Source organism: Limnohabitans sp. (assembly GCF_040400975.1).
Classification (GTDB): domain Bacteria; phylum Pseudomonadota; class Gammaproteobacteria; order Burkholderiales; family Burkholderiaceae_C; genus Limnohabitans_A.
The window spans coordinates 37,130-50,322 of the sequence record NZ_JBBAPF010000006.1; the positions used below are offsets into that span (position 1 = coordinate 37,130).

13 protein-coding genes are annotated in these 13,193 nt (G+C 61.9%); 1 reads left to right on the forward strand and 12 read right to left on the reverse strand.

Going from position 1 to position 13,193, the window contains the following annotated elements:
• Positions 1-82: 82 nt before the first annotated feature.
• The 10 genes from ABWQ00_RS05640 to ABWQ00_RS05685 form a co-directional block, all read right to left on the reverse strand.
• On the reverse strand, positions 83-1,255 hold the full coding sequence (locus ABWQ00_RS05640; RefSeq protein WP_353237703.1) for a fumarylacetoacetate hydrolase family protein: 1,173 nt from the start codon (positions 1,253-1,255) through the stop codon (positions 83-85).
• A 19-nt stretch (positions 1,256-1,274) separates the two neighbouring features.
• A complete protein-coding gene (locus tag ABWQ00_RS05645) occupies positions 1,275-1,790 on the reverse strand; it encodes a MarR family winged helix-turn-helix transcriptional regulator (RefSeq protein ID WP_502908082.1) in 516 nt (171 codons plus the stop codon).
• A 10-nt stretch (positions 1,791-1,800) separates the two neighbouring features.
• On the reverse strand, positions 1,801-3,519 hold the full coding sequence (locus ABWQ00_RS05650; RefSeq protein WP_353237704.1) for an acyl-CoA dehydrogenase family protein: 1,719 nt from the start codon (positions 3,517-3,519) through the stop codon (positions 1,801-1,803).
• A 52-nt stretch (positions 3,520-3,571) separates the two neighbouring features.
• Positions 3,572-3,991: an acyl-CoA thioesterase gene (locus ABWQ00_RS05655; protein ID WP_353237705.1), complete on the reverse strand. Its 420-nt coding sequence runs from the start codon at positions 3,989-3,991 to the stop codon at positions 3,572-3,574.
• Between the two features lie 9 nt (positions 3,992-4,000).
• On the reverse strand, positions 4,001-4,765 hold the full coding sequence (locus tag ABWQ00_RS05660) for an SDR family NAD(P)-dependent oxidoreductase (protein WP_353237706.1): 765 nt from the start codon (positions 4,763-4,765) through the stop codon (positions 4,001-4,003).
• 49 nt (positions 4,766-4,814) lie between these two features.
• Positions 4,815-6,065: a thiolase family protein gene (locus ABWQ00_RS05665; protein WP_353237707.1), complete on the reverse strand. Its 1,251-nt coding sequence runs from the start codon at positions 6,063-6,065 to the stop codon at positions 4,815-4,817.
• Between the two features lie 98 nt (positions 6,066-6,163).
• The gene (locus ABWQ00_RS05670; protein ID WP_353237708.1) at positions 6,164-8,014 is read right to left on the reverse strand and encodes a feruloyl-CoA synthase; all 1,851 of its coding nucleotides are present in this window, start codon (positions 8,012-8,014) and stop codon (positions 6,164-6,166) included.
• A 30-nt stretch (positions 8,015-8,044) separates the two neighbouring features.
• Positions 8,045-8,860, reverse strand: a complete 816-nt coding sequence (locus ABWQ00_RS05675; RefSeq protein WP_353237709.1) for a crotonase/enoyl-CoA hydratase family protein — start codon at positions 8,858-8,860, stop codon at positions 8,045-8,047.
• 85 nt (positions 8,861-8,945) lie between these two features.
• The gene (locus ABWQ00_RS05680; protein ID WP_353237710.1) at positions 8,946-10,280 is read right to left on the reverse strand and encodes an MATE family efflux transporter; all 1,335 of its coding nucleotides are present in this window, start codon (positions 10,278-10,280) and stop codon (positions 8,946-8,948) included.
• Between the two features lie 29 nt (positions 10,281-10,309).
• Entirely contained in the window at positions 10,310-10,657 is a 348-nt protein-coding gene (locus tag ABWQ00_RS05685; RefSeq protein WP_353237711.1) for an ATPase with chaperone activity, read from the reverse strand.
• A gap of 147 nt (positions 10,658-10,804) precedes the next feature.
• Between ABWQ00_RS05685 and ABWQ00_RS05690 the strand changes: the two genes are divergently transcribed.
• On the forward strand, positions 10,805-11,284 hold the full coding sequence (locus ABWQ00_RS05690) for a DUF4148 domain-containing protein (protein ID WP_353237712.1): 480 nt from the start codon (positions 10,805-10,807) through the stop codon (positions 11,282-11,284).
• Positions 11,285-11,315: 31 nt separating this feature from the next.
• On the opposite strand, the gene ABWQ00_RS05695 is transcribed toward ABWQ00_RS05690, so the two are convergent.
• Both ABWQ00_RS05695 and ABWQ00_RS05700 read right to left on the reverse strand, forming a co-directional pair.
• Positions 11,316-12,695 carry a chromate transporter gene (locus ABWQ00_RS05695; protein WP_353237713.1) on the reverse strand — a complete coding sequence of 460 codons (1,380 nt, stop codon included), beginning with the start codon at positions 12,693-12,695 and terminating at the stop codon, positions 11,316-11,318.
• Entirely contained in the window at positions 12,692-13,072 is a 381-nt protein-coding gene (locus tag ABWQ00_RS05700) for a hypothetical protein (protein WP_353237714.1), read from the reverse strand. The genes ABWQ00_RS05695 and ABWQ00_RS05700 overlap by 4 nt, the downstream gene beginning before the upstream one ends.
• Positions 13,073-13,193: the final 121 nt, after the last annotated feature.

The window sequence follows — 13,193 nt, forward strand, 5'->3', positions numbered from 1 at the left end:
CCTGTCAGAAAAGGTCCGATGTCTTGAAAAGACGCCAGCATGTGGAAAACCCAAAATTATGCCAGCCCCCAGTGGGGCGGGCTCAGGCCTTGCTGTGGCGCTTGGCCAGATCGTTCATCAAGGCGCGGATGCCGTAGGTCCATGGGGGCGCCAAGTCCGAGGTGGTGACCTGGTTGACCAAGGTGCCCAATGGCGGTGTGGAGATGCTGACCACATCGCCCACCACATGGGTGAAGCCCTGGCCGGGGCCGTGTCGGTCTTGCGTGGGGGCGAACATGGTGCCCAAAAACAGCATCATGCCGTCCGGGTACTGGTGGTACTTGCCCATGGCCTGGCCCACCAGATTGAGCGGGTCGCGGCTGATTTGGCTGAGGGCGCTGCTGCCTTGCATGACAAAGCCTTCGGGGCCTTGCACCTTGAGGCTCAGGTCGCACTGGCGCACATCGTCGATGCTGAAGTGGTCATCAAACAGGCGGATGAAGGGGCCAATGGCACAGCTGGCGTTGTTGTCCTTGGCTTTGCCCAGCAGCAAGGCGCTGCGGCCTTCGAAATCGCGCAGGTTCACGTCGTTGCCCAAGCAGGCCCCCACCACCTCACCGCGTGAATTGGCCGCCAGCACGATTTCGGGCTCGGGGTTGTTCCACTGGCTGCCCGGGTGGATGCCGACTTGTGAGCCGCTGCCGACCGCGCTCATGGGTTGGGCCTTGGTGAAGATTTCGGCGTCCGGCCCGATGCCCACTTCCAGGTATTGCGACCACATGCCCTTGGCCAGCAGCACCTCCTTGAGTTGGGCCGATTCAGGCGAGCCGGGCACCACATTGCGCAAGTTTTCGCCAATCACGGCCACCACCGCCTGGCGCACCGCTTCGGCGCGGCTGGCGTCGCCGCGGGCTTGTTCTTCGATCACGCGCTCGAGCATGCTGGCGACAAAAGTCACGCCGGCGGCTTTGATGGCTTGCAGGTCGCAGGGGGCCATGAACCAGGCTTGAGCTTCAGCGCGCTGAGCTGCATCGCTGTGGGCCAGGGTTTCGGCGGTACTGGCCAGCGTTTTGGCCTGACCCGAAGCCAGATGGGCGCGGACCCGCTTGGCCACATCGGGCAAGTCCAACAAGGCACTGCAGGTGCTCGCCAGGCCTGACAAATCCAGCACCTCGAGAGGCGTGACGGCCACCACATGGGCACCTTGACCGGGAACCCACAAACGGCCAATCAGCAAAGCTTGGTGCGCATCTACAGGCAGGCTGGTGTGTGTCATGGTTCACGCTTTCGACAAATCAAAGGTAAATTTTTTGCAGCAGGCTCAACAAAGTTTTGCGCTGTGCAGGTGTCAATTTCGCGGTTTTTTCGGCTTCCAGTTCGGTCGCCGTTTGTTCGGCCTGAGCCATCAACTCGAGACCCTTGGGGGTGGCATGCAGGCCCACGGCCCGGCCATCGTGGGGGTGCGGTCTGCGCTCAATCAAGCCCCGAGATTCGAGCGACTGAATCAGACCCACCAAATTCGGGGGCAACAAACTCAAGGTGTTGCACAGTTGGCGCGAGGTCACACCCGGGTTGTGGCAAATGGTGGACATGACCGAAAAATCCACAGGTTTGAGTCCGTAGGGGGCCAGCCGCTTCAAAAATACCTCGATGATGCTCAGCGCTGCCCGGCGGGCGTTGTAGCCCATCAGGGTCTGCAGGTAACCGGTGTCCACCACCTCTACGGCGCAATTTCCAGAAGGAGTGGCGGGCAATTGACCACTCGTGTGGCTCACAGAAGATGGGGGTGTCGTTTTGGACGTGCGGGGCATGGTGGGCGAATTATGCCGCCGCTGTGCACTGCTGGACGATGATGAATGTGCGCATCTGGAATTCGGGCAGCACCCAGCTGCGCAGGGCTTGGGCCGGAGCTCGCCAGCGTGTTGGGGCGTTGGGCGTGTTGTCGTCGACACCGGCTTCAATGCGCAACCAGGCCCAGTCCATCAACACCAGCGCCACGGCGCGCAGGTAGTCGTCGGCCACCCGGTAGGCCAGGGCTGCGTCTTGTGGGGCGGTTTTGACAATTTGTGCGGTGATGGCGCGCAGGGTCTGAAGGCGTGCGCCCGCCTGCGTGCTGACTTTGGCCCCAGGCGGCAAGTCGGCTTGCAGGCTGTCGAGCAGGGCATTCATGCCGCTGCCGCCATCGGCCAGCACTTTGCGCACCAAGAGGTCAATCGCCTGGATTTCGTTGGTGCCTTCGTAAATCATGGCCACGCGGGCATCGCGCACGATTTGCTCAATGCCCCATTCGCGCACATAGCCGTGGCCGCCAAAGACCTGCAGACAGTCGCTGCCGCCATGAAAAGCTTGGTGCGTGAACACCGATTTCATGACCGGCGTGACCAGCGCACACCAGCGCTGGGCGGCGGCTTGCGTCGCCGCATCAGGGCTGTGTTTGATCAGGTCGAGTTCGAGCGCCGTGCGGTAAGCCAGCACGCGACCGGCATCGACCCAGGCGCGCTGCGTGTCCAGAATGCGGCGCATGGCGGGGTGTTCTGCGATGAAGTCTGCTTCAGCTGCCGATTTGCCTTTGCCCGGCGCTCGCATCTGGCGGCGCTCTTGCGCATAGGCGTCGGCCTTTTGCCAGGCGGCGTCCAGCAGGCCAATGCCTTGCAGGGCCACATGCAGGCGAGCGGCGTTCATCATCACGAACATCGCGTTCAGGCCCTTGCCCGGTTCGCCCACTATTGAAGAGACTGCTTCGTCAAAGCGCATCACGCAGGTGGGGCTGCCATGCAAGCCCATTTTTTCTTCAATGCGGTCGCAATGCACCCGGCTGCGTGAGCCGTCGGGGTAGAACTTAGGGCAAAGAAACAGCGACAGGCCTTTGGGGCCGGGGGTCGCATCGGGCAGGCGCGCCAGCACCAGGTGCACGATGTTGTCGGTCAGGTCGTGCTCGCCACCTGAGATGAAAATCTTGGTACCGCTGACGGCGTAGTTCCCATCGGGCAGAGGGACCGCCTTGGTGCGGGCCAGGCCCAAATCAGAGCCGGCATGCGGCTCGGTCAGGCACATGGTGGCCAGCCATTCGCCAGTGGCCACTTTTTCTAAGTATTGCGCTTTGAGTTCGTCGCTGGCGTGGTGCTTGATGCATTCGTAAGCGCCGTGCAAAAGGCCGGGGGCCATGGTCCAGCCGTGGTTGGCGGCCGACAGCATTTCGTAGAGCATGGCTTCGAGCACCGTGGGCAGGCCCTGGCCACCGTCTTCGGTGCTGGATGCCAACGCAGGCCAGCCCGATTGCCAGAAGGACTGGTAAGCGGCCTTGAAGCCGGGTGGCATGGTGACCACGCCGTTTTTCCATTGGGCGCCGATCTCGTCGCCGTCGCGGTTGAGCGGGGCGATCACCTCGCCCACAAACTTGCCCGCTTCACCCAGCACCTGCTGCATCAAGTCGGCGTCCACCTCGGCAAAGGCGGGCAGGGCTTGCAACTGGTCAGGCGCGTTCAAAACGCGGGACAGCAGAAATTGCATGTCGTCGGTGCAGGCTTGGTAGGTGTTCATGATCGACCGGGGCTTTGGGCGGGTGATGGTGGCGGGTGCGCTGGCCTCAGGCTCAGCTGCACAAAGCCTTGATGTCTTCAGGCACTGGAATCGCTTTGATGCGGTCCGGGTCTTCGGGGTGCTTGATGCAAAAAGCGCGCACTTCGGTGCCTTCGCACAGCACCGTATCGCCCCGCATCACCACGTGTTTGTGCACAAACACTTTCTCGCGCCACTCCTGCACGCTGGTGAGCACTTGAATGGTTTCGCCATAGGTGGCGGGGCGGATGAATTTGGTGTTGATCTCCAACAGCGGTGTGCCGATGATGCCGCGCGTCTTGACCAGCTCGCGCCAGGGCAAGATGCTGCACTTCATGAAGAAGTTAAGTGATGACGCGTCCATCCACTTGGAAAAATTCGGGAAGAAGACGATGCCTGCGGGGTCGCAGTCACCGAATACCACCTGCACGTCGTATACAACGGTTTTGCTCATGATGGACTTTCAGCGAGGGGCCATGCGCAGCGCGCCATCGAGGCGAATGACTTCACCGTTCAGGTGGTCGTTGTGCACGATGTGGCAGGCCAGTTCGGCAAATTCGCTGGGCTTGCCCAAGCGTGCAGGGAAGGGGATGCTGGCCGCCAAAGATTGCTGGATCGGTTCGGGCAAGCTGGCCAATAAAGGGGTCTTGAACAAGCCGGGCGCGATGGTGCACACGCGGATGCCGTGTTGCGCCAGATCGCGCGCCATGGGCAGGGTCATGCCCACCACGCCGGCCTTGGAGGCGCTGTAAGCCTGCTGGCCCACTTGCCCATCAAAGGCTGCGACCGAGGCGGTGAAGACCATCACGCCACGCGCACCGTCTTCCATGGGATCGAGTTGGGCGCAGGCTTCGGCAAACAAGCGCGCAGCGTTGTAGGTGCCGATCAGGTTGACGTTGATGACCTTGGCAAACTCTTCCAAAGGCGCGGCTTTGCCGTCTTTGCCGACCACGCGCTTGGCGGTGCCGATGCCGGCGATCTGCATCAGGATGCGGGCGGGACCGTGGGCGGCGGCAGCCGTCTGGATGGCTTGGGCCATGCTGTCTGCATCGCTCACGTTGCAGTGAACTGCAACGCCGCCAATCTCGGCGGCCACGCGCTCAGCGTTGGCCATGTTCAGGTCGAGCACCGCGACCTTGGCGCCCAGGCGGGCCAGTTCGCGGGCCGTGGCCTCGCCCAGCCCCGATCCACCGCCGGTGACCAATGCTGCTTGTCCTTGGATGTTCATGTCAGTTCCTTTGGATGTCGTTTTTTGTAGGAGCCCACCCCGTGGAGGGTCATGCCGCTTCGGGGTTCTCGATCAAGAGGGCAATGCCTTGCCCGCCGCCCACGCAGGCGCTCGAGATGCCGTAGCGCAAACCGCTGCGTTGCAACTCACGCGCCAGCGTGATGGTCAGGCGCACGCCGGTCGCGGCCAGGGGGTGGCCCAGTGCAATCGCGCCGCCGTTGACGTTGAGCTTGGTCAAATCCAGGCCCAGATCTTTGGCCACCGCCAGCGTTTGCGCACCTTGCGCTTCGTTGATTTCGAAGCGGCCAATATCGGACAACTTCAGTCCGGTGCGCTCGAGCAGCAAACGGATGGCGGGGGCGGGGCCGATGCCCATGATTTCGGGCGGCACGCCCACGGCCGCAGCGGCGACCACGCGGGCCATCGGTTTTTTGCCTTGGGCTTTGGCATACGCACCGGATGTGACCACGCAAGCGGCCGCCGCATCGACCAGGGCCGAGCTGTTGCCACCGGTCTGCACGCCGCCCTCATACACCGGCCGGAGCTTGCCCAATATATCGGCAGGCGAGATGCGCGGGTGCGTGTCGGCGCTGACCTCGGTCACTTTGCCTTGCAGCTTGATGCCGCGAGGGATGTAGCCTTCCAGTTCAAACTTTTCAGTGACCACGGGCACGATTTCGCCCGCATGAAAACCTGCGGCCTGCGCGGCCACAGCTTTGGCAAACGAGTCCGAGGCGAACTGGTCCACCTCTTCACGGGTGATCTCGTATTTCTTGGCCAGGTTCTCGGCGGTCTGGATCATGTTGATGCCGGCGGCCGGGTCTTTCAGGGCTTCCCACATGAAGTCCTTGAAGCCCACGGGCGCGCCCAGCTTGAAGCCGGTGCGGTGGTCAAAGGCGGCGATCGGGTTGCGCGTCATGCTCTCGGTACCGACCACCAGTGCAGCCTCGCACACGCCCGCTTCGATCTGCTCGCCCGCTTGGCGGAACAGCTCAAAACCAGTGCCACAGATGCGCTGCACCATGATGGCGGGCACCTCTTGCGGCACCCCGGCGTACAGGCCAATATGGCGCGGCAGCACAAACTGGTCGAAGTCGCCCGGGGCCATGTTGCCAGTGATGACCGAGCCGATCTCGGTGGCGGCGATGCCAGCGCGTTTCAAAGCTTCACGGGCGGCCTTGATGCCCAAGTCGGTGGGCGAAATGTGACCCAAAGCGCCGCAGTAATCGACCATGGGCGTACGAACACCCTCGTGCATCCACACATCGGCAAACGCGTTGAAAAATCCTTTGAAGCTCATGATTTTCTTTCTGTATTTTGTAGGAACCCACCCCTGTGGGCGATGCCATTCGGTTTGACTGGTGGCTCATCGCCCACGGTGTGGGCTCCTACAGGGGATCATTGGGGTTGGAGGATGTTGGGCAAGCCATCTGCGTGCAAAGCGGCCACCATGTCGGCCCGGTGTGCCAGCACCGAGCGCTGGTTGATCGAGCCTTTGTCTGTGATCTCGCCTTTGTCGATGGTGGGGGGCTCGCTCAGCAGGCACAGCCGGGCAATGCGGTTGGCGCTGCCGGTGGCGGTTTTGGCCAGCTCATTCACGATGTCCTGGAATTTCGCGAGCACGGCGGGCGAAGCCAACACATCGGCCAAAGACGCGCCAGCGGGCAAGTCGCACAAACTGCGCACCGCCGGCGTGGGGAAAATCATCGCGCCGACTTCAGTGAGGTTGATGCCGGTCAGGACCGCGTCTTGGATGTAGGGCGCACCCAACGAGATGATCTTGGCCCGCAAAGGGCCCACGCTGACAAAGGTGCCTGTGGCCAGTTTGAAGTCCTCGGCAATCCGGCCGTCAAATTTGAGACCCAAGTGCGGGTTCGCCTCGTCGATCCACTGGACGGCATCGCCGGTTTTGAAAAAGCCTTCTTCGTCAAAAGCGTCGGCTGTCTCTTGCGGCGCGCGCCAATAGCCTGGGGTGACATTGGGGCCACGGTAGCGCACCTCGGTTTTGCCATCCATGTCCACCAACTTCAGCGCCATGCCTGGCGTCGGTACGCCCAGGTCGCCCGCCTTGACGTTGGGGTTGGTCACAAAAATGCCAAAGGGCCCGGATTCGGTCATGCCCAAACCGGTGGTCATGACGATGCGCTCGCCGACTTCGCGCTCTTGCGATTCGTACAAACTGTCCCAAATCGGCTGGGCCAGGGCTGCGCCTGCATAAAAGAACATCTGAACCCGCGACAGCAAGGTTTGACGCAGCGCATCGTCGGTTTTCATGGCGCTGGCAATCGCATCGAAGCCGGTGGGGACGTTGAAATACACCGTGGGGGCGATCTCGCGCAGATTACGCAAGGTTTCGGGGATGAGGGCCGGGGTGGGCTTGCCGTCGTCGATGTACAAGGTGCCGCCGTGGAAGACCGTCATGCCAAAGTTGTGGTTGCCGCCAAAGGTGTGGTTCCAAGGCAGCCAGTCCACCAAGACCAATTCTTGTTCGGCCAACACGGGCATGGACTGGGCCATTTGACGCTGGTTGGAACACCACAGGCGTTGCGTGTTGATCACGGCTTTGGGCAGTTTGGTGGAGCCGCTGGTGAACAAGAACTTGACGATGGTGTCGGGGCCCGTGGCCGCGATCGCTGCGTCCACTTGGGCGGAGGCCGGTGTGGCGCACAGGCTTTCAAAACGGGTGACCTCTCGGCCCGCCACACCGCCCTCGACCATCACCACTTCCATGTCTGGGCTCACAGTGGCGGCAATCGCTTTGGCGTAGCGTGCGTCCGATGCAAATACCATCCCGGGCGTGACGGTGCGCAGCACGTGCTTGAGTTTGTCGTAGTCCACGCTGACCAATGAGTAGGGCGGGGAGGTCGGTACAAAAGGCACGCCAGCGAGCATGCAACCCAAAGCCATCAGGGCATGTTCCAAACTGTTTTCGCTCAGGATGACCACGGGCCGCTCGACGCTCAAGCCCCGGTCAATCAGGCCTTGCGCAATGCAGCGTGCGGTGTGCCAAGCCTGCCCGTAGCTCAGGTGTTTCCAGTCGCCCCATGTGCCATCGGCTTGCGGGACGCGCCGCGCCATGAAGGTGTGTTGGGGCTTGACTTGGGCCCAGTGCTGCAGCCGGTCGGTCAGCCGGTCGGGGTAATCTTGCAGCGCTTGGTCGGCTTGCACATAACGGGTCCCGGGCGGGCCATCTTGGATGGTGACGCGTGTGACGCCGAATTTCAGGGGCCGGAATTGGATGTTGCTCATGGTGTCAATGCCTGCGTTGGGGCTGGAGGATCATTTTTGAACCTTGGCGGCTTTGCCTTCCAGGAAGGCGCGCACGCGGGCTTTGGCTTCGGGAGCGGCTTGGGCGATCGAGGCCATCAACGCTTCGGTGAACAAACCATGGTCGGCGGGTTGCTCGGCAATTCGGGGCATGGCGTGTGTGAGCGCAAAGTTGGTCAGCGGGGCGTTGGTGGCGATGCGCGTGGCCAGCTCGATGGCCTTGGTCAGCGCCGTGCCGGTGGGCACCCGGTATTGGGCAAAGCCCACGCGTTCGCCCTCTTGCGCGTCGTACACGCGGCCAGTGAGCATCATGTCGACCATGCGTGCGGTGCCAATCAGTTTGGGCACGCGCACCGAGCCACCGCCGCCCACAAAAATACCTCGTGTGCCCTCTGGCAAGGCGTAGAAAGTGCTTTCGTCGGCCACGCGGATGTGGCTGGCGCTGGCCAGCTCCAGGCCGCCGCCCACCACCGCGCCATGCAGTGCGGCCACCACCGGCACCCGGCCTTGTTCGACAGCGTTCAGGGCCACGTGCCAACCGCGTGAGTGGTGGATGCCTTCGCCCGCATCGCGCTCTTTGAGCTCCGACAGGTCGAGCCCGGCGCAAAAGTGATCGCCTTCGCCGTGGATGACCGCAGCCCGGGCTTCGGCGGGCAAGTTTTGAAAGACGTCGCGCAGTGCTTCGATGAGGCCATCGTTCAGCGCGTTGCGCTTGGCCGGGCGGCACAAACGCACCACGGCCACAGCGCCTTGCATGTCCAGAGCCACGCCGTTGGCGGCGGCGCGTTCAAGGATGGGGTTGGAGACGAGAGAGGGAGAGGGGGTCATTCATGGCTCCGGGGAAGGCTTGGCACAGCGGTCAATAAAGTTATTCTTGATAACCATATTGTCCCTACATGGGTGACGCTTGAATCTAGGGGATTACCCTTGATTTTGGGCCCCATGGGGTGAGCCAGATGGCCGCTGCGGTCAGGACACCATAGGCCACCATGGCCACCGCCACCAGCATGTAAAAGCTGTCTGCTGTGCCTTGGTTTTGGGCCAGCACATAGCCAATACCAGCCACCAACACCAACCTGGCCGTGCCCGCCAAAACCGGTCCGATCACTTGTCCAGCGCCTTGGGATGCAAAGTACAAGGTCAAGCCCAGGCCAAAAAAGGCAAAGGCAGGGCCCGCGGTCACCAGGTATTGCCGCGCAAAACCCAGCACGACTTCGTCTTGGGTGAACATCCGGGCCCACAGGTCCGGGGCCAGCGTGACCAAGGCGCCGATCACCCCCAAATTGAAAGCCGATACGCCGCCTGCCGTCCAAGCCACCCGACGCGCGCGGTCCACCTGGCCCGCACCCATGGCCATGCCCACCATGGGCACCGCTGCCACACCGATGCCGAATGCGATCGGGATCAACAAAAACTCCAAGCGTTGCCCAATGCCGTAACCGGCCAGGGCTTCGGTGCCTTGTTGCGCCAGCAGACCCGTGAAAATCAGAATGGCCAACACCGACTGCACCGGCGACAGGCAGGCGATCGCGCCCACTTTGAGGATGTCGGTAAACATGGTTTTTTGCAGCGCAAAGCGCTGCACTTTCAGGCCCAAGCGTCCACGCCCTTGTATCAAATACGCCAAAAAGTAGGCCACCCCGGCCGCGGTGGCCACCACGTGCCCCCAAGCCACGCCCACCATGCCCATGGAGGGAACAGGCCCAGCGCCCAAAGCCCACACGCCGCCCAGCACGATTTGCAAAACGGCGGTCGCCATGAGGACCACCGAGGGGGTTTTCATGTTGCCCGTGCCCCGCAAAACCGAGGCCAAGGTGTTGAGCAACCAGACCAACACAGCCCCCGAAAACAAGATCTGGCCATAGTGCACAGCTTCTTGGAGGACCACCTCCTGGCCGCCCAGCAGGGCATAAAAATGGGGCCCGCCCCACACCATGATCAGGCTGTACAAAAGGCCTGCACCCAGGCCAATCACCAAAGCATGCTGCACCAAGGTGTGTGCGCGAACCAGGTCGCCTGCACCCAAGGCCCGGCTGATGGCCGCCGACACGCCGCCACCCATGGCGCCGGCCGACATCATCTGTGTGAGCATGGCAAACGGAAAGACCAAGGCCATGGCCGCCAGCGGCGCCGTGCCCAGTCGCCCCACGTAGTAAATCTCGGCCACGCCCACCAGCACCGACATGACCATGGCCAGCACATTGGGTGTGGCCAAGCGCAGCAATGTGGGCAAGATGGGGGCAGTCAACAGCCGCTGCAAATCGGGGTGTGCCCCGCTCACAGTCCAGACTCCTGCGCAGTTGCGACGGGTGCTTGCAGCAGCTGGTCCATGGGCCACTGCAGCAACTCGGCCAAACGGCACACCACCCAGCGAGCCTCCAAAGGGGTAACCACGGCAGGGGAGGTCAACAAGCCGGTTTCGCATTGCAGCAGCACCAAATCTTCGGTGATGCCCAACGTGAACTGGAGGTTGGCGGCTTTTTCGGTCAGCAAGTTGGCCAAGTCCTCGCACAACTCGTAGCGCCCAGCCAGGTCGCGCTGCCCCAAGGTGGGTTTGATTTTGCCCGGTGGCACATACAAAGCCATGAAGGAGGGCGGGATGTCGATCTGGAATTCGTGGGTCATGTGGATTGGCGTGTGCAAGGGGTGAATTAACGCACAGACGGTTCGGCATCGATCTTTTTTAATCCAAACCGTCGTGGCTTCACGGATTAACCGATCTATTCCATGCCGTGGCCATGGCAGGCGTTTTTTTCATTGAAAGGATTTTTTATGCGAAATTTTTCTATCCATGCCTTGGCTTTCGGGGTCTTGGCGGTGTGTGCCACCCAGGTCTGGTCGCAAAACACGAGCGGCCCAAAAACGCGCGAGCAAGTGCGCATCGAACTGATGGACGCCATCCGTACAGGCAATCTGCCTGCCAACGACGAATCGGGGCGCATGCTCAATGAGGTCAACCCTTTTGCCTATCCATCCAAATCGGTGGAGCCTTGCAAAACACGGGAGCAGGTGCGGGCTGAACTGGCAGAGGCACGACGCACGGGCAATCTACCGGCCAACGATGAGAGTGGTTGTATGCTCAATGAAGTCAATCCTTCTGCCTACCCGCCCAAGCCTGCTGTGGCATGCAAAACACGCGAGCAAGTGCGGGCTGAGTTGGAAGATGCGCGCCGCACGGGCAACCTTCCTTCCAGTGACGAGAGCGGCTGCATGCTCAGAGACATGTACCCAGACCTGTATCCTAAAAATTGAGAAGTTCCACGTCGAGGGCGGTCACTGCTGTCTAGACCAGCAGTTGCCACCCCAGACCGATGGCTGTGCAAAGGGACAGCAGCTGGACAGTGCCCAATGCCTGTTTGATCAACAGCCAAGTGGCCAAGACCGTGAGCGCCACAGCCGCCAGATCGGGCAGCATGTGCCAGCCGCCGGGCAACCAGGTTTGCCTGGCAAACACGCCCGCCAAGTGCACGATCACACCGATCACAGCCGCCATGATGCCTTGCAGCGGCCCTGCCAGCGAGGGCATTTGGCGGGTCGATTCGACCAGTGGGCCGCCTGCCAAGATGAAGACAAAGGAAGGCAAAAAAGTGAACCAGGTCACCACGCAGGCCGCCACCACACCTCCAAGAACCGGGTGGCCCAGCAGGGCCTGGCTGTGGCCGCCCAAAAAGCCCACAAACGCCACCACCATGATCAAAGGTCCGGGTGTGCTCTCGCCCAAGGCCAGGCCATCCATCATTTGCGCCGCTGACAGCCAACCATACTGGTCTACAGCCGCTTGCGTCACATAAGGCAAGACCGCGTAAGCGCCGCCAAAGGTGAGCAAAGCCGCTTGCGTGAAAAATCCGCCCATTTGCGTCAGGGTGTGACCCAGTCCCAACAGCAGGGCCAGCAGGCCCAGGCTCAGTGCCCACAAACCCAGCCCCCAACCCAATGCCCGCAGTAAACGCTGGGGGCTGTAGCGGGTGTGTGTAGGTGGCGGCGTGTCGTCGTTCAGCCAAGCAAGGCGGCTGTCGGGATCTGGCTGGGGTGCGGTGGGAGGCGCTTGGGCGACCGGCGCGCTCGAAGGAGCCGTCATTGGCAACATCGGCTCACCCGATCGCGTCATGTAAAACCCAACCGCTGCCGCAGTCAAGATGATCCAGGGAAAGGGCAGGCCCCACAGCATGCCCAGCAAAGACAAGGTCGCCACCGCCCACAACCAGCGCTCTTTCAAGGTGCGCAGTCCCAAGCGGTAGGCCGCGTGCAAAACCAGTGCGGTCACCGCAGGCTTGAGGCCCCACAGCAAGGCTTGACCCCAAGGGTGACTGCCCCACGCGGTGTAGGCCCAGCTCAGCAGCACCAACAACACCAAAGAGGGCAGCACAAACAAGGCGCCTGCGGCGATACCGCCGCGCGTGCCGTGCATCAACCAGCCGGTGTAGGTCGCCAGTTGCTGCGCCTCAGGACCGGGCAGCAACATGCAGTAATGCAATGCGTGCAGGTAGCGTTTTTCGGAAATCCAGCGGCGGCGCACCACCAATTCTTCGTGCATCAAGGCGATTTGTGCGGCGGGCCCGCCAAAACTCACGCAGCCCAGCCAGAACCAAAACTTCAAGGCCTGTCGGAAGCTCACCGGCGCCGTGGCGTCTGTGGGGTCGTGCTGAGGCCCTTCAGTGCTCATGCCAGATCAAACTGCTCACAAAATGCTTGGACAAAAGCTGGCGTGCCGCTCAGGGTCAGGCTGAGCGCCATGTGTTGGTCGGCTGGGGGCGCAGGCACCAGACTCAGCTGGCCGGTGCTGGGCACAAAGCGGGGGGCCACCACCTGCGGTGCTTGGCCTTGGGGCAGCAAGGTGACCTGAAGATCAAAGTCCCAATTGGCGCCATTTTCCAGGGGGCCGGGGCCTTGGGAGTCAAAGGCGTGCGCCCAGACCAAGACCTGAACCACCTCTTGCAGCAAGGCCGGGTTGAAAGCAGGATCGGGTTGGGCCAGTGCATCCCAACAGACCACGCCGTCGGCGTCGTCGCTGCAGTCAAAGTCCAGCAATTGGAAATTCATGTTGGCTTACTCCTTGAGGCGCTGATTGTCGCCGCCCTAAGCCCCGTTTTGGGGCACCTGGGCGGTTTTTCATGCGACTTTTGATTCACGTTTTCTGAGAGCATTCAGGGTTTGTTGGATA

Excerpts from the sequence above, each read along its gene's own strand:
- ABWQ00_RS05700 (WP_353237714.1), bottom strand. The coding sequence starts at position 13,072 with ATGAATTTCCAATTGCTGGACTTTGACTGCAGCGACGACGCCGACGGC.
- ABWQ00_RS05690 (WP_353237712.1), top strand. The coding sequence starts at position 10,805 with ATGCGAAATTTTTCTATCCATGCCTTGGCTTTCGGGGTCTTGGCGGTG.
- ABWQ00_RS05675 (WP_353237709.1), bottom strand. The coding sequence starts at position 8,860 with ATGACCCCCTCTCCCTCTCTCGTCTCCAACCCCATCCTTGAACGCGCC.
- ABWQ00_RS05640 (WP_353237703.1), bottom strand. The coding sequence starts at position 1,255 with ATGACACACACCAGCCTGCCTGTAGATGCGCACCAAGCTTTGCTGATT.
- ABWQ00_RS05670 (WP_353237708.1), bottom strand. The coding sequence starts at position 8,014 with ATGAGCAACATCCAATTCCGGCCCCTGAAATTCGGCGTCACACGCGTC.
- ABWQ00_RS05660 (WP_353237706.1), bottom strand. The coding sequence starts at position 4,765 with ATGAACATCCAAGGACAAGCAGCATTGGTCACCGGCGGTGGATCGGGG.
- ABWQ00_RS05655 (WP_353237705.1), bottom strand. The coding sequence starts at position 3,991 with ATGAGCAAAACCGTTGTATACGACGTGCAGGTGGTATTCGGTGACTGC.
- ABWQ00_RS05665 (WP_353237707.1), bottom strand. The coding sequence starts at position 6,065 with ATGAGCTTCAAAGGATTTTTCAACGCGTTTGCCGATGTGTGGATGCAC.
- ABWQ00_RS05695 (WP_353237713.1), bottom strand. The coding sequence starts at position 12,695 with ATGAGCACTGAAGGGCCTCAGCACGACCCCACAGACGCCACGGCGCCG.
- ABWQ00_RS05645 (WP_502908082.1), bottom strand. The coding sequence starts at position 1,790 with ATGCCCCGCACGTCCAAAACGACACCCCCATCTTCTGTGAGCCACACG.
- ABWQ00_RS05685 (WP_353237711.1), bottom strand. The coding sequence starts at position 10,657 with ATGACCCACGAATTCCAGATCGACATCCCGCCCTCCTTCATGGCTTTG.
- ABWQ00_RS05650 (WP_353237704.1), bottom strand. The coding sequence starts at position 3,519 with ATGAACACCTACCAAGCCTGCACCGACGACATGCAATTTCTGCTGTCC.